The following is an 18,490-nucleotide window of genomic DNA, read 5'->3' on the forward strand; positions in this document are numbered from 1 at the left end:
CTGCGTGGGAACGATCAAACAAATCTCCCTCAACCCCTTGTGCAAACGGCCGAGTGCGTTAGCATCCGTCCCCGAATTGGTGCGCCCGGACAACTTTCTGTTCGTATCTGCCGGTTTCCCAAAGGAAACCTGCGGTTTGCGTGCCTCACAATGCGATGGGTTTTGGGGACTTGAAGATGAAGAAGTATCTGTCGATGCTGCTGGTCGGCGTCACGGCATTGGTTGCAGTCAGCGCGGCGCAGGCCGGTGCCATCGATGACGCGGTCAAGCGCGGCACGCTGAAAGTCGGCATGGACCCGACCTACATGCCGTTCGAAATGACCAACAAGCGCGGCGAAATCATCGGCTTCGAAGTCGACATCCTCAAAGCCATGGCCAAGGCCATGGGCGTCAAGCTGGAAATGGTATCCACCGGCTACGACGGCATCATCCCGGCCCTGCTGACCGACAAGTTCGACATGATCGGCAGTGGCATGACCCTGACCCAGGAACGCAACCTGCGCCTGAACTTCAGCGAGCCCTTCATCGTGGTCGGTCAGACACTGCTGATCCGCAAGGAGCTGGAAGGCACCATCAAGTCCTATAAAGACCTGAATACCGCCGACTACCGCATCACCTCCAAGCTCGGCACCACCGGCGAGATGGTCGCCAAAAAACTCATTTCCAAAGCCAAGTACCACGGCTACGACAATGAGCAGGAAGCGGTGCTCGACGTGGTCAACGGCAAGGCTGACGCCTTCATCTACGACGCGCCTTACAACGTCGTGGCGGTGAACAAGGTCGGCAACGGCAAACTGCTGTTCCTCGACAAGCCGTTCACCTATGAACCCCTGGCTTTCGGCCTGAAGAAGGGCGACTACGACAGCCTCAACTTCATCAACAACTTCCTGCACCAGATCCACGAAGACGGCACCTACGATCGCATCCATGACAAGTGGTTTAAAGACACCGCCTGGCTCAAGGACATGGAATAACACCGCCTTTGTGGCGAGGGAGCTTGCTCCCGTCCGACTGCGAAGCAGTCGTAAATCGATTGACTCGTTTTACCCGACGTTGCGCGGTGGCCGATTTCAGGGTTGCTGCGCAACCCAGCGGGAGCAAGCTCCCTCGCCACAGAGGGAGCGGGCGCCCTGATCGTTATGGATTTGCCTTTAAATGAAACAGAAAAAAGCCCAATGGCCCTGGCACGTATTAACCGTGCTGGTGCTGATCGGCCTGGCTGGCGCGTTGTACTACGCCACCTCGCTGATGTCCTACGAATGGCGCTGGAACCGTGTGCCGCAGTACTTCGCCTACCACGCCGAAGAGTCCCAGCGCGCGGCCGACATCTCCACCGTCAGTGAGCTGGTGCGCAAGGGCAGCAAGGCTGAAGTCACCCTGCGCAATGATGCAGGGGATGAGCAGCACCTGACGGTTGACGACAACAGCCTGCAAGTCGCGCAAGGCGATGATGTGGCCGAAGGCGATGTGATCGGCGTGACCCGGCATTGGGCCGCCGGCCCGCTGCTATGGGGGCTCTGGACCACGTTGTGGTTGTCCCTGGTGTCTGGCGTGCTTGGCCTGCTGATCGGCCTGGCCACCGGGCTGTGCCGCCTGTCGAACAACCCGACCCTGCGCGACCTCTCGACGATCTACGTCGAGCTGGTGCGCGGTACGCCGCTGCTGGTGCAGATTTTCATTTTCTACTTCTTCATCGGCACCGTGATGAACCTCTCCCGGGAGTTCGCCGGGATCGCCGCGCTGTCGCTGTTCACCGGTGCCTACGTGGCGGAGATCATCCGCTCTGGCGTGCAATCGATTGCACGCGGCCAGAACGAAGCGGCGCGCTCCCTCGGTTTGAGCGGTGGCCAGTCGATGCGCCACGTGGTGCTGCCGCAAGCGTTCAAGCGCGTGCTGCCACCGCTGGCCGGGCAGTTCATCAGTCTGGTCAAAGACACCTCGCTGGTGTCGGTGATCGCGATTACCGAACTGTTGAAAAGCGGTCGTGAAGTCATCACTACCTCGTTCTCGCCGTTCGAAATCCTGTTCTGCGTGGCCGGGTTGTACCTGTTGATCAACCTGCCGCTGTCGAAAATCGCCAGTCGGCTTGAGCGGAGGCTCGCGCAAAGTGATTGAAGTCCGCGATCTGATAAAAGTCTTCGACACCCGCGGCCAGGTGGTTCGCGCGGTGGACAACGTCACCACCCAAGTGGCGAAGGGCGAAGTATTGGTGGTGATCGGCCCGTCCGGTTCCGGCAAGTCGACCTTTCTGCGCTGCCTGAATGGCCTGGAAGCGTTCGACTCCGGTTCGGTGAGCATCGACGGTCTGCAACTGGCCGACCCGAAAACCGACGTCAATGCCTACCGCCGCGAAGTCGGCATGGTGTTTCAGCATTTCAACCTGTTCCCGCACATGACCGTGCTGGAAAACCTCTGCCTGGCCCAGAAAGTTGTGCGCAAGCGCGGCAAGAAGGAGCGCGAGGCCAAGGCCATGGTGTTGCTGGAAAAGGTTGGTATCGCTCAGAAGGCCCACGAGTTTCCATCGCGCCTGTCCGGTGGTCAGCAGCAGCGCGTGGCCATCGCCCGGGCGTTGGCGATGGAGCCGAAAGTCATGCTGTTCGATGAGCCGACGTCGGCGCTCGACCCGGAAATGGTCGGTGAAGTGCTGGATGTGATGAAGACCCTGGCCGTGGAAGGCATGACCATGGTTTGCGTTACCCATGAAATGGGCTTCGCCCGGGAAGTGGCGGACCGGGTGCTGTTCTTCGATCACGGCAAATTGCTGGAAGACGCCTCGCCGGCCGAGTTCTTCGATGCACCGAAGGATCCCCGCGCGCAGGCGTTTTTGCGCCAGGTTCTCTAACTTCGTCGCCTGATCCATCGCATTCGCGGGCAAGCCTCGCTCCTACAGGAATTCCCCCGTAGGAGCGAGGCTTGCCCGCGAATGGCTTCACCTCGGTCTTAAGCGAACGCTCAAACCTTGAACCTGCCCACCAGCATCTGCAGATGCGTCCCCAGCCGCGCCAGTTCCACGCTGGAGGCCGCGGTCTCTTCACTGGCGGCCGAGGTCTGCTCGGATACGTCACGCACATTCAGCACGCTGCGGTTGATCTCTTCGGCCACCGCGCTCTGTTGCTCGGCGGCAGCGGCGATCTGCTGGTTCATCGACTGGATCGCCGACACGGTACGGGTGATGCTTTCCAGTGAGCCACCGGCACGGCGGGTCAGTTCGACGCTGCTGTCGGTCAGGCTGCGGCTGTTGTCCATGATGGTCGCGACTTGCTGAGTGCCGGTTTGCAGGCCAACGATCAGCTCTTCGATTTCTTCGGTGGACTTCTGAGTGCGCTGGGCCAGGCTGCGGACCTCGTCGGCGACCACTGCAAAGCCACGCCCGGCTTCACCGGCGCGAGCGGCTTCGATGGCGGCGTTGAGCGCCAGCAGGTTGGTTTGCTGGGCCACGGATTTGATCACGTCGAGCACGCTGCCGATCTTGTCGCTTTCGCGCTTCAGATCGCCCATGGCGGCAGTGGAATTGCCGACTTCGAGGGCCAGGCGCTCGATCTGGGCGATGGCTTCGCCGACCACCCTGTCACCCTCGCGGGCCTGCTGGTCGGCGGCGACGGCGGCTTCGGACGCTTCCTCGGCATTGCGCGCGACTTCCTGAACGGTGGCGGTCATTTCGTGCATGGCGGTGGCCACCTGATCGGTTTCGACCTTCTGACTGTTGACCCCGGCGCTGGTCTGCTCGGTAACGGCAGACAGTTCTTCAGCAGCGCTGGCGATTTGGGTCACGCCGTCGCTGATGCCGCCGATCAGTTCCCGCAGACTGACGACCATCCGCTGAAGGGTGCTTTGTAATTGACCCAGCTCGTCGCTGCGAGCGACCTCAAGGTTATGGCTCAGATCGCCCGAGGCAACACGTTCGACTGCCACCAACGTCTGTTGCAGTGGAACGACGATCTGCCGCGTAATGATCCAGGCTGCGAGCAGACCAAACGCCAATGCCAGGACGGTCACGATGATCAGCGTGCTTTTCGCTTGGGCCGTCTCCTGGTTACGTTTGTCGGTTTGCGAGCGGGTCAGTTGTGCGCTCAGGTCATTCAAGCGGGTCTCTTGATCCACCATCTTCTTGAGGGCGACGGCGCTGGCCACTTGCGAATCGCGGAACTGGCTGACTGCGACACGGTAGCCCTTGAGCGATTCGGTGGCTTGTTGCAGGTTGGCGCTGTGTTGTTCTGGCAGTTTGCCCGGCAGGCTTTCAAGGTTTTTCAGGGCGTTGTCGATGGCATCCAGCGCGGGTTGCTCGGCTTCGGGCTTGCCGCTGTAGGTATAACCGCGAACCTGGAAGCGCGCTTGCTGGAGCAGTTTGCTCAGCTCGACCACGTTGTTGAATTGAGTGACGCTGTCGCCTTGCAGCAAGGACTTTTCGACTTCTGTCACCTTGGCCACAGCGTTGTCGGCGGTGGCGCCGAGCTTGGATCGGGCCGATTCGCGGTTCTGCGTCGCTTGAGTCATGTCGGCAAAGGCGCGTTTGTAATCACCGATGGTGGCCAGTTGCTGATTGAGCACTTCCTGGTCCGAGATGCGCACAAACATTTTGAGGGCGACTTGCACGCCATCGTCAAGCTTGCCCAAGAGTTCGCTGACGGCTGCCGGGCCTTGTTCGCCACGGCGCATTTCGTAGTCGAGACGGGCGGTTCGCAAATCCTTGCCCAACTCGTTGAGGCCGGAGATGTAGCTCTGCTTGTCTGCGCGACTGATCACACTGCCTAGGCTATTCCAGCCAGTGAAAGTGATCAGGAGGGTCATGAGCAGCACGAGGCCAAAGCCGACACTCAACTTGCGATTGACGCTTACGTTTCCCAGTTTCTCGGCTAGCCATCGGTACATGCTGCGACTCCCTCGGACCATTGATTGGTTTTATGGGGACTGTATCGGCAGGCAGGCTGGAACCTGTAGGTGAGCAAACACCTGTGGCGAGGGATCTTGCTCCCGCTTGGGCGCGAAGCGGCCACCGCTTTTTCCGGCAAGACCGCATTCACCTGTTTTACGACTGCTTCGCAGCCGAGCGGGACGGTGCGGCGATCCGACAAACTCCCTCGCCACAAGGGTAAGTGTCTGGGTTAGAACAGCCGCGAAAGCAGTGCAGTGACGGCGGTTTCGACCCGCAGGATGCGCTCGCCGAGCTGCACCGGTTGCAGGCCGGCCTTGGCCAGCAGGTCGATTTCGTAAGGAATCCAGCCGCCTTCGGGGCCGATGGCCAAGGTCACGGGTTCGTCCAGGCCACGGGGGCAGGGCGGGTAATTGCCGGGATGACCGACCAGGCCGAGAGTGCCTTCAGTGATTGCTGGCAGGCGATCTTCGACAAAAGGTTTGAAACGCTTCTCGATGACGACCTCTGGCAGCACGCTGTCCCGGGCTTGCTCAAGCCCCAGGATCAATTGCTCGCGAATCGCCTCAGGTTCCAGGAACGGGGTTTGCCAGAAGCTCTTCTCGACGCGATAGCTGTTTACCAGAACGATTCGTGGCACACCCATGGCGGCCACGGTCTGAAACACCCTGCGGAGCATTTTCGGGCGTGGCAGGGCCAATACCAGGGTCAGTGGCAGCTTGGCTGGCGGCGGCTGGTAGAGGGTGACGCGCAACTCGGCTTCGTCAGCGTCCAGGCGCAGCACTTCGGCGGCACCCATCAGCCCGCCGATACGCCCGACGCGCATGCTGTCACCCACTTCACAGCGGTGGACTTCCTGCATATGGGTCAAGCGGCGATCGCGCAGGATCGCCCGGTCGGCCGCAATGAAATCGGCCTCCTCGAGGAGCAGCAGGTTCACGCTTGGGTCGCTGGCGGCTGATCGTTGTGATCGTCAGCCGGTTTTTCGTCCGGGTGCTCGCCGCGTTTGCTGATCAGGCTGCCGAACAGGACGCCGATCTCGAACAGCAACCACATTGGTACGGCCAACAGCGTCTGCGAGAAGATGTCCGGCGGCGTCAGGATCATGCCGACCACGAAGCAGCCGATGACCACATACGGGCGGATTTTCTTCAGGTAGGCGACGTTGACCACGCCGATCCACACCAGCAGCACCACGGCCACCGGGATCTCGAACGCCACGCCGAAGGCGAAGAACAGCGTCATGACGAAATCGAGGTAGCTGGTGATGTCGGTCATCATTTCCACGCCGGCCGGGGTGGCAGCGGCGAAGAACTTGAAGATCAGCGGGAACACCAGGAAGTAGGCGAAGGCCATGCCGGTGTAGAACAGCAGGATGCTGGAGACCAGCAACGGCACGGCGATGCGCTTCTCATGCTTGTACAGGCCTGGCGCGATGAACCCCCAGATCTGATGCAGGATCACCGGGATTGCCAGGAACAGCGAGACCATCATGGTCAGCTTCAGCGGCGTCAGGAACGGCGACGACACGTCGGTGGCGATCATCGTCGCGCCGGCCGGCAGGTACTGGCGCAACGGCGTGGAGACGAAGGTGTAGATCTGCTGGGTGAAGGCGAACAACCCGGCGAAGATGATGAAAATCGCCGCTACACAGCGCAGCAGACGGGTGCGCAACTCGGTGAGGTGCGAGACCAGTGGCATGTGCTGGTCGTTTTCGGGGAGATCGCTCATGGGGCTCGCGGCGGCAAAGTGGTGTCGTGAGGCGCCGGGGTTGTCGGCGCAGCGGCAGGAGCAACAGGTTCTACTGGGCTGGCAGGCGCAGGTTCAGCAGCTGCAACCGCCGGCGTGACTTCAGCTGTTGGCGCATGAATCGTCGGCGTCGCCACAGGTTCCACCGGCGTTGGCTCCTGCTGGGTCGGCGTGAAAATCTTCCGCGCCTCCTGCTCCAGGGACAGAATGTGCTCGTTGTGCAGTTGCCGGCGAATTTCGTCGGCACCGATTTCACGTTCAACTTCCTGTTTGATCGCGTTGAAGCTGCGCTTCAGCCGCCCGACCCACAGGCCAGCGGTGCGCGCAGCACCCGGCAGGCGCTCGGGGCCCAGCACCAGCAGGGCGACGAGGCCGACGAGCAGCAGTTCAGAGAAGCTGATACCAAACATTAGTCAGTGCTCACGAGTCTTTGCGGATCGGCTCTTCGACTTTTTGCGCCTGCACGTCGATGGTGTGCGGCGGGTTCACAGACGTTGTGGCCTGTGGCTGGGTCGGCGGAACCGGTTGGGCCGGAGTCGCAGTCGGGTCGGCCGGTTTCTCTTCGTCGTTCATGGCCTTGCGAAAGCCCTTGATCGACTCGCCCACGTCAGTGCCGAGATTTTTCAGTTTCTTGGTGCCGAACACCAGCACCACGACAACCAGGATGACGATCCAGTGTTTCCAGTCAAAAATGCCCATGTTGCGTTCCTCTCTAATAATTATTCAGGCGGACGGACGCGAGGCTTTCTCGACGTGTCCGGACAGACCGAAGCGACGGTCCAGTTCATCGAGCACAGCCTGTGGATGTTGCCCCAACTGGGCGAGCATGACCATGCTGTGGAACCACAGGTCGGCGGTCTCGTAGATCACATCGCTGCAGTCACCGCTGATGGCGGCATCCTTGGCGGCGATAATGGTTTCGACCGACTCTTCGCCGACCTTTTCCAGAATCTTGTTCAAGCCCTTGTGGTACAGGCTGGCGACGTACGAGCTGTCGGCGGCGGCGCCTTTGCGTTCTTCCAGCACCTGGGCCAGACGGGTCAGGGTGTCAGTCATGAGTATGTCCTGCGCAATAGATAGCGTGCGGGTCTTTGAGAACCGGGTCGACGGTTTTCCAGTCGCCGTTCTCGAAAACGCGGTAGAAGCAGCTCTGACGGCCGGTATGGCAAGCGATGTCGCCGATCTGCTCGACCATCAGGATGATCACGTCAGCGTCACAGTCCAGGCGCATCTCATGCAGGATTTGCACGTGGCCGGACTCTTCGCCCTTGCGCCACAGCTTGCCACGGGAACGTGACCAGTAAATGGCACGGTTCTCGGCGGCGGTCAATTGCAGTGCTTCGCGGTTCATCCAGGCCATCATCAGGACGCGTCCGGTCTTGTGATCCTGGGCAATCGCGGGCACCAGGCCATCGGCGTCCCACTTGATCTCGTCCAGCCAGTTTTTCATCTTCGACTCCGACAGCGGGCTCTACTTCAATAGTTGAGGCCAATGTTCAAATTCAGCGTTCAAACAGTGTGCCAGCCGATGATCCAACTGGCTATCGGCGAACGACCAGATACAAGCCGATCGCCACCATGATTCCGGCGGGCCAATGCCCCAGTTCGTGCAACGGGCCACCGGCTGCGAGTATCGTGCCACCCGCCAGATGAGCGGTACCGAGCAGGCGCAGGAACACGTCGTCCTTGCGCCGGTGCCACGGAGGCGGCGGGTCGTTGGCGTGGGGTTGGGACATGCGCTCAAGCAGGTCGCGGGCCATGTTGGCCAGGTGCGGGAGTTGCTCGAACTGGCTCTGCACGTTGCCCAGCAAGGCTTTGGGGCTGACGCGCTCGCGCATCCAGCGTTCGAGGAACGGCTGGGCGGTGTTCCACAGATCGAGGTCCGGGTACAACTGACGACCCAGGCCTTCGATGTTCAACAGGGTTTTTTGCAGCAAGACCAACTGCGGCTGCACTTCCATGTTGAAGCGTCGAGCGGTCTGGAACAGGCGCATCAGTACCTGACCAAAGGAAATATCTTTCAACGGTTTTTCGAAGATCGGCTCGCACACCGTGCGGATCGCCGCTTCGAATTCGTTGAGCTTGGTTTCCGCCGGTACCCAGCCCGAGTCGATGTGTAATTGCGCGACACGCCGGTAGTCACGCTTGAAAAACGCGAACAGGTTGCGCGCCAGATAGTCCTGGTCTTCCGGGGTCAGGCTGCCGACGATGCCGCAGTCGATGGCGATGTACTGCGGGCTCCAGGGCTGCACGGTGCTGACGAAAATGTTGCCGGGGTGCATGTCGGCGTGGAAGAAGCTGTCGCGGAACACCTGGGTGAAGAAGATCTCCACGCCACGCTCGGCGAGCATTTTCATGTCGGTGCGCTGGTCGGCCAGGGTCGCGAGGTCGGTGACCTGAATCCCGTAGATGCGCTCCATCACCAGCACTTTCGGTCGGCACCAGTCCCAATAGACTTGCGGCACATACAGTAGGGGCGAACCGTCGAAGTTGCGCTTCAACTGGCTGGCGTTGGCGGCTTCGCGTAGCAGGTCGAGTTCGTCGTAGATGGTTTTTTCGTAATCACTGACCACGTCCACCGGGTGTAGCAGACGGGCGTCGGCCGAGAGTTTTTCCGCGGCGCGGGCCAGAATGAACAGCCATGCCAGGTCCTGGGCAATCACCGGTTTGAGGCCCGGGCGGATCACCTTGACCACCACTTCTTCACCGGTTTTCAGCTGCGCGGCATGCACCTGCGCCACCGAAGCCGAGGCCAGCGGTTCGACGTCGAAACGAGAGAAGACTTCACTGATCTTTTTGCCGAGCTGCTCTTCGATCAGCCGGACCGACACTTGTGAGTCGAACGGCGGCACGCGGTCCTGCAACATCATCAACTCATCGGCGATGTCTTCGGGTAGCAGGTCGCGGCGTGTCGAAAGGATCTGGCCGAACTTGATGAAAATCGGCCCAAGGTCCTGCAACGCCAGGCGCAATCGTGCGCCACGGCTCAGGTCCAGGGGCTTGCGCGGGAACCAGCGCCACGGCAAGGCATAGCGCAGCGCCAGCAGAAACCAGGGCAATGGCAGGGCGAACAGCAGGTCATCGAGGCGGTAGCGGATCACGACGCGCTGGATGCGCAACAAACGGCGGACGGCAAGCAGCTTCATGCGTTATCGCTTGGGTCGAGGGATCGGGAAAGGCGCTCGAAACGCGCCTCGAGACGTTCCAGATCGAGTTTGATCTGGTCCAGTTCACTGAAACGGGCTTCGGCTTCGCGCTGACCGACCAGGGTGCGCGATTCTTCGGCCAGGTATTCGCCCAGGTTCTGGTTGAGGCTGGCGAACCCTTGCTGATACCAGCGTGCGCGGCTGCGCAGATGACCTCCGACCAGTTGCGTGGCCACAGGCCCCAGCCAGCGCGAGAGTTCATACTCCCAGTCCAGCTCCAGGTCCTGAAGGACCGCCGCCAGTTCCAGCAGCACGCCGCTGTCGCCGTCGAGTTCGACTTCCGGGGCATGCAGCACCGACGTCTTGTCTTTGCTCGTCGCCAGTTTCAGCAGGCTTGAGGCCGGTGCGCGCAAGGTGCAGTCGGCATCGGTTTCCCAGTGGGACGCCAGCATCAGGCCTTCATCGCTGGGCAGGATGAACAATTGCAACGCCGGGCTGCGGCAGTCGACGGCAATCACCTTGCCACTCAAATGCGCCAGCCGCGGCAGCGCCGTGCTGTCGAGACGCAGCACCCGGTTCAGACCGAGTTCAACGCTGGCGAGCAGGCCGGCCAGCAACATCAGGGTTTGATGCCACGGTGCAGGGCGACGATGCCTGCGGTCATGTTGTGGTAGGTCACGCGGTCGAAACCGGCCTCGACCATCATCGACTTCAGGGTTTCCTGATTCGGGTGCATGCGGATCGATTCGGCCAGGTAGCGATAGCTTTCCGAATCATTGGTGATCAGCTTGCCCATCAACGGCATGAAGGCAAACGAATAGGCATCGTAGGCTTTGGACATCAGTGCGTTGGTGGGTTTGGAGAACTCCAGCACCAGCAGGCGACCGCCGGGCTTGAGCACGCGCAGCATCGAGCGCAGGGCGTCTTCTTTATGCGTCACGTTGCGCAGGCCGAAAGCGATGGTCACGCAGTCGAAGTGGTTGTCCGGGAACGGCAGCTTTTCAGCGTCGGCCTGGACGAATTCGACGTTGCCGGACACACCCAGATCCAGCAGGCGGTCACGACCGACCTTGAGCATGGATTCGTTGATGTCGGCCAACACTACCTGACCAGTTGGCCCCACAAGATGCGAAAACTTTTTGGTCAGGTCGCCAGTGCCGCCGGCGATGTCCAGCACGCGGTTACCGGCACGCACGCCCGACAGTTCGATCGCGAAACGCTTCCACAGACGGTGCATGCCGCCCGACAGGAGGTCGTTCATCAAGTCGTACTTGGCGGCTACCGAGTGGAAAACCTCAGCGACTTTTTCCGCTTTCTGGCTTTCCGGAACGTTTTTGAAGCCGAAGTGAGTGGTGGGTTCGGCATCGCTGCCTTTGCGCTGATCAGTCATATCGCTGTCACCAAAATAGAATGCGGGACATTCTAATCCCGGTGGCCTGCTTTGTCTTGGCAAGGCTGAAGGTAAGATATAGAGAAACCGGGACGTTTTGACGCAGTAACGGTCAAGATGCTTCAGGAAGTGTCCATAAAGCAGGAGTCATTCGATGGCCCATATTAGTGTTGAGCGTGCCCATGGCCTGGGTAAGGAAGCGGCCCGCGAGAAGGCCGACAAGTTGGCGCAGAAACTGTCCGATCAATATGGCCTGGAGCCACAGTGGTCTGGCGACACGCTGAACCTCAAGCGCTCCGGTGTGAAAGGGGCGGTGCATGTGGGCGAGGATTCGATCCGGGTTGATGTCGAATTGGGGCTGTTGATGTCCGCCATGAGCAGCACCATCAAATCGGAAATCGAAAGGGCCCTCGACAAAGCCCTCGCGTGATGACGACCCGTAGGAGCGAAGCTTGCTCGCGAAGGCAGAGTTCCTGCCATCGAAGATGGTGCGGATGGACCGGCCCCTTCGCGAGCAAGCTTCGCTCCTACAGGTATTCCACGGCACGCAATTGTTGCGGTTGTTAGGGTGCCGTTTCTAATTTTTCTCCCTACTTTGTGCCTGAGCCCGACACTTTCGCGGGCAGTTCCTCAACCCTTCTGCGCGTGAGGTGGACCATGGCCAAAGTTATTGTGAAGAAAAAAGTCGACGTTGAGACCAACACTCTGAACGACGTCAAATCGTATGCCCGCAAGATCTGGCTGGCGAGCCTGGGTGCTTACACCAAGGTCGGTCAAGAGGGTGGCGAGTACGTTCAAGAGTTGATCAAGGCTGGTCAAGCTGTTGAAAAGAAAGGCAAAAAAGTAGTTGCTGAGAAACTTGAAGCGGCTAATGCCGAGATCGATGAAGCCAAGAGTGAGGTGAGTACTTTCAAAGGCAAAGTCGAACTTCAACTCGACAAAGTCGAGAAGGCTTTCGATACGCGTATCGCAAGTGCCTTGAATCGTATCGGCATTCCGTCTAAACATGACGTGGAGACACTCTCTGCTAAGCTCGATGAGCTGACAGCATTGCTCGAACGTGTCGCGCGTAAATCTTAAGGAGAACGGGATGGCTGGCAAAAAGAATACTGAAAAAGAAGGCAGCTCGTGGATCGGGAAGGTCGAAGACTACTCCCGCAAGATCTGGCTGGCTGGTTTAGGCGTGTACTCGAAGATTGATACTGACGGCAGCAAACTCTTCGATGCATTGGTTAAGGACGGCGAGAAAGCCGAGAAGCTCACCAAGAGCGCTGTCGGCAAGACTGTCGATGCTGCCAAGGACTCCGCTTCGTCGGCCAAGTCGCGCATCAGCGGCGTGAAAGATCGCGCACTGGGCAAGTGGGATGAGCTGGAAGGGGCTTTCGACAAGCGCCTGAACAGCGCCATTTCGCGCCTGGGTGTACCGAGCCGCAATGAAGTCAAGGCACTGCACAGCAAGGTCGATACCCTGACCAAGCAAATCGAAAAACTCACCGGTGCCAAGGTTGCGCCTGTTGCGGCGAAAACCGCGGCGGCCAAACCGGCAGCTAAAAGCGCTGCCAAACCATTGGCCAAGGCCGCAGCGAAACCTGCCGCCAAGCCGGCCGCCAAAACTGCTGCTGCGAAACCTGCAGCCAAAGCGGCCGCTAAACCCGCTGCTAAACCCGCTGCAAAAGCTGCCGCAAAACCAGCCGCTAAACCAGCGGCCAAACCTGCAGCTAAAACCGCAGCGGCCAAACCCGCTGCGGCGAAGAAGCCAGCAGTGAAAAAACCAACCGCCCCGAAAGCGGCCGCTCCGAAACCAGCAGTGGCTGCCGCCAAACCGGCAACCCCGGTCAGTCCGGCGAACTCCGCCGCTGCGCCGACCCCTGCTGTAACCCCGACTATCGCACCGACTCCATCGGCGCCAACCAGTCAGTCCTGATTTCCAGGACGCAAAAAAACGCCCGGCCTGTAAAGGTCGGGCGTTTTTGTTTGTGCATGGATTCCAGAAGCCATCGAAGACCCACCGGGTCAGTTGTGCTCTTCGAGGTACTGCAACGCCAACCGCTCGGTCGCGACTTTGACCGGCGGCAACAAGTGCGGCGCCACCAGCATCATGATCTGGTACACCACCAGTCGTACTTCACCTTCACGGTCGAGAATCCGCTGATAGTCCAGCGAGAACAGCAATGTCATGGTGATTTGCTCCACCAGTTGCCCCAATGCCTGGGTGTCGCTGACCAACTGCCCCTGAGCCTTCAACTGTGCCAGCAATGAAGCCAGTGTGCGCTTCAACGCATTGAGCAGGTTGCGTATCCCCTTGGCCAGTTTCGGCAGGCGGCCGGCAAGGTTCGACAAGTCCTGGAACAGAAACCGGTATTGGGCCAGGCGTTCGACGATCAGGTGCAGGAACAGCCAGTAATCTTCGGGTGCCAATTCCACATCGGACGGTGGATCGAGCAAGGGCGTCAGTTCGGTCTGGAAGCGTTCGAACAGCCCCAGGATCAGCGGCTCCTTGCCGTGGAAGTGGTAGTAGAGGTTGCCGGGGCTGATGCCCATTTCGTTGGCCACCTCCATGGTGGACACGTTCGGTTCGCCCTTCTGATTGAACAACTGCAGGGCACATTCGAGAATCCGGTCGCGGGTTTTCATCCAGTCTTCTTAATGGTCGAGTCAGGCCACGGCCATTGGCGGCCGTGGTTCATTGAACGTCAGCGCACGCGCACGTAAGTACCGGGTGCCGCCTCCATCGGTGGATAGTTCTGGTTGCCGAGGGTCATCTGGGTTTCGTGTAGTGCGCCGGAGCGTTCCTGAATCCAGCTCAGCCATTGCGTCCACCAACTGCCGTCGACGCGTTTGGCGTCGTAATACCAGGCCCGCGGGTCGCTGCTCAGTTTCGGATTCTCGACGTAGTTGGCTTTCGAGTTGTGCGGCGGGTTGAGAATGCTCTGCACATGACCGCTGCTCGACAGCACGAAGCGTCGCTCGCCACCCAGTAGCAAAGTCGAGCGATACACCGCATCCCACGGGGTGATGTGATCGTTCATGCCGGCCACGCTGAAACTGTCGACGGTGACTTTCTGCAGGTCGATCGGTGTGCCGCACACTTCCAGCCCACCCGGATGACTCAGCGGGTTGTGCTTGAAGAAGTCCAGCAGATCGCCATGAAACGCTGCCGGCAGGCGCGTGTTGTCATTGTTCCAGTAGAGGATGTCGAACGCCGGTGGCTCCTTGCCCAGCAGGTAGTTATTGACGAAGTAATTCCAGATCAAATCGTTGGGGCGCATCCAGGCAAAAACCCTGGCCATGTCGCGACCTTCCAGAACGCCCTTCTGATATGAGCGGCGCTTGGCCGCTTCCAGCGTTTGTTCGTCGACGAAGAGGGTGGCCGGGCTTTCTATCTGACTGTCGAGCAGGCTGACCAGGTAGGTCGCGCTGGACACCCGCCGCAGCTGCCGCTTGGCCTGCAAGTGCCCTTGCAGCGCGGCGATGGTCAGCCCGCCGGCGCAGGCACCCATCAGGTTGACGTCGCGGGAGCCGGTAATCGCCCGGCACACATTCATCGCTTCTTCGGTGGCTTCGACGTAAGACGACAGCCCCCATTCGCGGTGACGCACATCAGGATTGCGCCAGCTGATCACGAAGGTCTGCAAGCCGTTTTTAAGGGCGAACTGGACGAAGCTGTTACTGGGGCTCAAATCGAAAATGTAGAACTTGTTAATCTGTGGCGGCACGATCAGCAACGGCTTGGAATACTGTTTTTCGCTCATCGGCTTGTACTGGATCAGTTCCAGCAGCTCATTGCGAAACACCACGGAGCCGGTGGTGGTGGCGACTGTCTTGCCTACCTCGAATGCTTGTTTGGTGACCTGTCTGGGCAAGCCGTCGTTGTGCAGCAGATCGTCAAGCAAATGGCCGATACCCCGCACCAGGCTGTGACCGCCAGAGTTGAAGATCTCCTTGACCGCCAGCGGATTGAGCAGGGTGTTGGACGGCGCCACGGCGTCGTTGATCAAGGCAAACGCAAAGTGGGCGCGGGCGCGATCGTCCGGGCTCAGGTTGCTCTCGTCGATCCAGTTTTTGACCTCCTTCTGCCAACTCAGGTAGGCCTGCAAGCTGCGGCGATAAAAAGGGTTGAGGCTCCACGCCGGGTCGGCAAAGCGATTGTCTTGCGGATTGATCGGGTGCAGGGTCTCACCCAACAACACGCGGCCAAGCTGGCCGCCCAGCTTCAAGGCATGCCGGGCCGTGTACACCGGGTTGCGCAGGCCATGGGTGGCCAGGCTGCGCAAGGTTGAAAGCAAGTCCCGGCCGCGCAGACCGGTAACCGCACTCTGTGCGTTGATGAATGCAGCGGGAGTGGGCAAGGAGCCCTTCGCTGGTTTGTCGCGCATGAGTCAACACTCCTTCGTCATCAGGCCAAAAACAAACTCACCGAACAAATCACCATAGACGTTGTTGCGGATTGTTGCGCGGTACGACGTCCTGTCGACGCTCTTTTCCTGAACCAAAGCCGGGGCCGGTCAACTGCCCGATGGCGCCGGATGCGGATGCATCACAGCGCGCTGACGTTCCTCTTCGAGAAACTTCATGATGATCGGTGCCACCGCTTCGGCCCGGGTAATCAAGAACAGATGCCCGTCGTCGATGATGTGCAATTGGGCATTGGGAATTCGCCAGGCCAGCATGCGCATATTGATCAGCGGGATCAGTGGGTCGTCGTCGCCGGCCAGCACCAGGGTCGGCTGTTGGATCTTGTGCAGCCAGTGAATGCTGGTCCAGCCAAACCCGGCGAACAGCTGCCAGTAGTAGCCCAGTTTGCCTGCCGAGCGAACCCGCGCGGCGTGACTGGCCGCCAGGGTTGGATCGCGACGGAACGAGCCGCCATAGATCATCGGCGCGATGCGAATCACATGGGACGGCTGGATGTAGCGTCGTGGGCTGGCCATCATCCACAGCACTTTCGGTTTACCCGGTACCATCACTGTGCCGGCCGCCGTGGCTGCCAGCACCAGCTTCTTGCAGCGCTCGGGATAGTCATAGGCAAATTGCTGCGCCAGGGCGCCACCCCATGACACGCCGATCACATTGACCTGCCCGTAATCGAGATAGTCGAGCATTCGCGCGGTCAGTTTCGCCAGGCCCGAAAAGCGATACGGCCGGCTGGGAGTGGATGAGCCGCCGACACCGGGTACGTCGAAGGCGATGACTTCCAGGTCCGGATCCAGCGCCTGGACGAACGGAAATATCAGCTCCAGGTTGGCGCCGATGCCGTTGAAAATCAGCAAGGGCGTCAAGTGAGGCTTGCCGGGGCGTACCGCGGTGCGGAGGGTTTGCCCATCCAGGTTGACGGTACGAAATACGAACGGTTGCGGCATGCACGAAGCCCTGTAGGTTTTAAACGCTGATCGGGCCATCCCGGGCCGTCGCAGAATGTTCGAGGCTGGCCTCGAGGCTGATTAATGACAATCGCGGCACCTCCCAGTGCCGCGGACTGCGAGTTGTTTGAAGCTCAACGTTCGTGCACATACGTGCCTGGCGACGCCTCACCCGCGGGATAGGCCTTGTTGCCAAGGTTGGCGGGGGACTTCTTCAGTTTGCCCGAGCGTTCGGCCTGCCACGCCTGCCAATGCAACCACCAGGAGTCGGTGTGCTTGGTGGAATTTTCCATCCAGTCCTCGGCCTTGACCGGCATGTCGGTGCTGGTCATGTAGCGTGCTTTCGGATTGCCCGGCGGGTTCAGAATGCTCTGGATATGTCCGCTGCTGGACAGCACGAACTCGACCTTGCCGCCGAACAGTTGTGCCGACTTGTAGCAGGACTTCCACGGGGTGATGTGATCGTTGGTGCCAGCCAGGGAAAAGATGTCGGCATCGACCTGTTTGAGGTCGATCGGTGTGCCGCACACTTCCAGTGCATTGGGGCGGATCAGTGGGTTGTTTTTGAACATCTCGATCAGGTCGCCGTGGAAGGCGGCCGGCAGGCGAGTGGTGTCGTTGTTCCAGAACAGAATGTCGAACACCGGGGGCTCGTTGCCCAACAGGTAGTTGTTGACCCAGTAGTTCCAGATCAAGTCGTTGGGACGCATCCAGGCGAAGACTTTCGCCATATCGCGACCTTCCAGTACACCGGCCTGGTAGGAGTGGCGCTTGGCGGCTTCGAGGGTCTGCTCGTCGACGAACAGGGCCACGTCGCTGTCGAGGGTGGTGTCGAGCACGCTGACCAGCAGAGTCAGGGCGTTTACTTTCTTCTCGCCGATCGCTGCGTAATGACCCAGCAGCGCGGTGCAGGTAATGCCGCCGGAGCAGGCACCGAGCATGTTCACGTCTTTGCTGCCGGTGATCGCGGTGACCACGTCGACCGCTTCCTTGAGCGCTTCGATGTAGGTCGACAGACCCCACTCGCGTTGTTCCTTGGTCGGGTTGCGCCAGCTGACGATGAACGTCTGCATGTTGTTGCGCAGGCAGAAGCGCGCCAGGCTCTTGTCCGGGCTGAGGTCGAAAACATAGAACTTGTTGATTTGCGGCGGCACCACCAGCAGTGGGCGTTCATGCACTTGCTCGGTGATCGGCTTGTACTGGATCAGCTCCAGCACGTCGTTGCGAAAGACCACCGCGCCTTCGGTCACACCCAGGCTCTTGCCGACTTCGAACGCGCCCATGTTGACCTGGCTCGGCATCCCGCCGTTGTGGATCAGATCCTTGGCCAGATGAGAGAGGCCGTCGAGCAGGCTTTTGCCGCCGGTTTCGAAGAAGCGTTTGACCGCCGCCGGGTTGGCTGCCGTGTTGGTCGGGGCCATGGCTTCGGTCATGAGGTTGATCACGAAATGCCCGCGAGCGACGTCCTTGGGCGAGAGATTGCTCTTATCGATCCAGGTATGGAGCTCCTTGCGCCACGCCAGATAAGTTTGCAAATAACGTTTGTAGAGAGGGTTCTGGCTCCAGGCCGGGTCGAGGAAACGGCGGTCGTCGCTTTGCGGTTGAAGCTCGGATTTTCCGAACAGCACGTTCTTGAGTTCGATGCCGAAATGGGCGACGTGCCTGGCACTGTGGATGGGTTGTCTGATGGCCTGGGTCAGCACCATTCGGGCAGAGCCCAGTAGATCCTTTCTACGCAGCCCAACAACAGGATTCAGTCCCAAGGTATTTTCTGAAGCCTGGAATTTCAGGTCATCGTTTTGCTTGTTACTCATCTACGACGCTCCATTGTCCTGAGGCGAGTACCTGAGCCCAGCTGTGTAGTCACACAGCAAACGCCAGGTACTACTGCTCGGGGTGACCGTTAATTGCGCATAGCTACAAATGCACGGAACTTGCCAGCTCCATTGGTTACCCGAGTTTAATTTTTTTCGCA

Annotated in this window: 20 protein-coding genes and 1 pseudogene; 6 read left to right on the forward strand and 15 right to left on the reverse strand. The window is 59.8% G+C overall.

All coding sequences use genetic code 11. From position 1 onward, the window contains the following. Window positions 1-176 precede the first annotated feature (176 nt). The 3 genes from AC07VO_RS04140 (at window position 177) to AC07VO_RS04150 (ending at window position 2,842) form a co-directional block, all read left to right on the forward strand. The gene (locus tag AC07VO_RS04140; RefSeq protein WP_026286648.1) at window positions 177-974 is read left to right on the forward strand and encodes a transporter substrate-binding domain-containing protein; all 798 of its coding nucleotides are present in this window, start codon (window positions 177-179) and stop codon (window positions 972-974) included. A gap of 181 nt (window positions 975-1,155) precedes the next feature. Continuing rightward, entirely contained in the window at window positions 1,156-2,115 is a 960-nt protein-coding gene (locus AC07VO_RS04145) for an amino acid ABC transporter permease (protein WP_018929168.1), read from the forward strand. Beyond that, on the forward strand, window positions 2,108-2,842 hold the full coding sequence (locus AC07VO_RS04150) for an amino acid ABC transporter ATP-binding protein (RefSeq protein WP_007936789.1): 735 nt from the start codon (window positions 2,108-2,110) through the stop codon (window positions 2,840-2,842). Before AC07VO_RS04145 ends, AC07VO_RS04150 begins: the two co-directional genes overlap by 8 nt. A gap of 110 nt (window positions 2,843-2,952) precedes the next feature. Here AC07VO_RS04150 and AC07VO_RS04155 read toward each other — a convergent pair whose 3' ends face one another. The 11 genes and pseudogenes from AC07VO_RS04155 to ubiE form a co-directional block, all read right to left on the reverse strand. After that, a complete protein-coding gene (locus tag AC07VO_RS04155) occupies window positions 2,953-3,816 on the reverse strand; it encodes a methyl-accepting chemotaxis protein (RefSeq protein ID WP_371917767.1) in 864 nt (287 codons plus the stop codon). Continuing rightward, window positions 3,808-4,890 (reverse strand): annotated as a pseudogene (locus AC07VO_RS04160) (methyl-accepting chemotaxis protein); the annotation flags it as partial. The pseudogene AC07VO_RS04160 and the gene AC07VO_RS04155, both read right to left, overlap by 9 nt. 212 nt (window positions 4,891-5,102) lie before the next feature. After that, a complete protein-coding gene (locus AC07VO_RS04165) occupies window positions 5,103-5,810 on the reverse strand; it encodes a 16S rRNA (uracil(1498)-N(3))-methyltransferase (RefSeq protein ID WP_086944128.1) in 708 nt (235 codons plus the stop codon). Continuing rightward, window positions 5,807-6,601: a twin-arginine translocase subunit TatC gene (gene tatC / locus AC07VO_RS04170; protein ID WP_018929165.1), complete on the reverse strand. Its 795-nt coding sequence runs from the start codon at window positions 6,599-6,601 to the stop codon at window positions 5,807-5,809. The genes AC07VO_RS04165 and tatC overlap by 4 nt, the downstream gene beginning before the upstream one ends. After that, window positions 6,598-7,029, reverse strand: a complete 432-nt coding sequence (gene tatB / locus AC07VO_RS04175; RefSeq protein WP_028939612.1) for a Sec-independent protein translocase protein TatB — start codon at window positions 7,027-7,029, stop codon at window positions 6,598-6,600. The genes tatC and tatB overlap by 4 nt, the downstream gene beginning before the upstream one ends. A gap of 10 nt (window positions 7,030-7,039) precedes the next feature. Further along, window positions 7,040-7,318: a twin-arginine translocase TatA/TatE family subunit gene (locus tag AC07VO_RS04180; RefSeq protein WP_018929163.1), complete on the reverse strand. Its 279-nt coding sequence runs from the start codon at window positions 7,316-7,318 to the stop codon at window positions 7,040-7,042. 24 nt (window positions 7,319-7,342) lie between these two features. Further along, window positions 7,343-7,675: a phosphoribosyl-ATP diphosphatase gene (locus tag AC07VO_RS04185; protein ID WP_018929162.1), complete on the reverse strand. Its 333-nt coding sequence runs from the start codon at window positions 7,673-7,675 to the stop codon at window positions 7,343-7,345. Next, complete coding sequence (gene hisI / locus AC07VO_RS04190; protein ID WP_018929161.1) at window positions 7,668-8,069, reverse strand: phosphoribosyl-AMP cyclohydrolase; 402 nt, start codon at window positions 8,067-8,069, stop codon at window positions 7,668-7,670. Before hisI ends, AC07VO_RS04185 begins: the two co-directional genes overlap by 8 nt. 91 nt (window positions 8,070-8,160) lie before the next feature. Beyond that, entirely contained in the window at window positions 8,161-9,765 is a 1,605-nt protein-coding gene (ubiB, locus tag AC07VO_RS04195) for a ubiquinone biosynthesis regulatory protein kinase UbiB (RefSeq protein ID WP_018929160.1), read from the reverse strand. Then, window positions 9,762-10,385: a ubiquinone biosynthesis accessory factor UbiJ gene (locus AC07VO_RS04200; RefSeq protein ID WP_086944127.1), complete on the reverse strand. Its 624-nt coding sequence runs from the start codon at window positions 10,383-10,385 to the stop codon at window positions 9,762-9,764. Before AC07VO_RS04200 ends, ubiB begins: the two co-directional genes overlap by 4 nt. Next, window positions 10,385-11,155: a bifunctional demethylmenaquinone methyltransferase/2-methoxy-6-polyprenyl-1,4-benzoquinol methylase UbiE gene (gene ubiE, locus AC07VO_RS04205; protein ID WP_007936800.1), complete on the reverse strand. Its 771-nt coding sequence runs from the start codon at window positions 11,153-11,155 to the stop codon at window positions 10,385-10,387. Before ubiE ends, AC07VO_RS04200 begins: the two co-directional genes overlap by 1 nt. Window positions 11,156-11,309: 154 nt before the next feature. Between ubiE and AC07VO_RS04210 the strand changes: the two genes are divergently transcribed. The 3 genes from AC07VO_RS04210 to AC07VO_RS04220 all read left to right on the forward strand — a co-directional run bounded on the left by AC07VO_RS04210 (window position 11,310) and on the right by AC07VO_RS04220 (window position 13,079). Further along, window positions 11,310-11,585, forward strand: coding sequence for a polyhydroxyalkanoic acid system family protein (locus tag AC07VO_RS04210; protein ID WP_064615913.1), 276 nt, complete (start codon window positions 11,310-11,312; stop codon window positions 11,583-11,585). Window positions 11,586-11,812: 227 nt separating this feature from the next. After that, window positions 11,813-12,235 (forward strand): phasin family protein, encoded by a 423-nt coding sequence (locus AC07VO_RS04215; protein ID WP_064615915.1) that lies wholly within the window; start codon window positions 11,813-11,815, stop codon window positions 12,233-12,235. A 10-nt stretch (window positions 12,236-12,245) separates the two neighbouring features. Continuing rightward, window positions 12,246-13,079, forward strand: coding sequence for a phasin family protein (locus tag AC07VO_RS04220; protein WP_086944126.1), 834 nt, complete (start codon window positions 12,246-12,248; stop codon window positions 13,077-13,079). Window positions 13,080-13,168: 89 nt separating this feature from the next. Here AC07VO_RS04220 and AC07VO_RS04225 read toward each other — a convergent pair whose 3' ends face one another. The 4 genes from AC07VO_RS04225 to phaC (AC07VO_RS04240) form a co-directional block, all read right to left on the reverse strand. Next, a complete protein-coding gene (locus AC07VO_RS04225) occupies window positions 13,169-13,789 on the reverse strand; it encodes a TetR/AcrR family transcriptional regulator (RefSeq protein ID WP_018929155.1) in 621 nt (206 codons plus the stop codon). A 59-nt stretch (window positions 13,790-13,848) separates the two neighbouring features. Further along, window positions 13,849-15,531, reverse strand: coding sequence for a class II poly(R)-hydroxyalkanoic acid synthase (phaC, locus tag AC07VO_RS04230; protein WP_018929154.1), 1,683 nt, complete (start codon window positions 15,529-15,531; stop codon window positions 13,849-13,851). Between the two features lie 129 nt (window positions 15,532-15,660). Next, window positions 15,661-16,515 carry a poly(3-hydroxyalkanoate) depolymerase gene (gene phaZ / locus AC07VO_RS04235; protein WP_086944125.1) on the reverse strand — a complete coding sequence of 285 codons (855 nt, stop codon included), beginning with the start codon at window positions 16,513-16,515 and terminating at the stop codon, window positions 15,661-15,663. Window positions 16,516-16,649: 134 nt separating this feature from the next. Then, the gene (gene phaC / locus AC07VO_RS04240) at window positions 16,650-18,329 is read right to left on the reverse strand and encodes a class II poly(R)-hydroxyalkanoic acid synthase (protein ID WP_026286647.1); all 1,680 of its coding nucleotides are present in this window, start codon (window positions 18,327-18,329) and stop codon (window positions 16,650-16,652) included. Window positions 18,330-18,490: the final 161 nt, after the last annotated feature.

The sequence above is a fragment of the Pseudomonas sp. GW821-FHT03E01 genome (assembly GCF_059420765.1).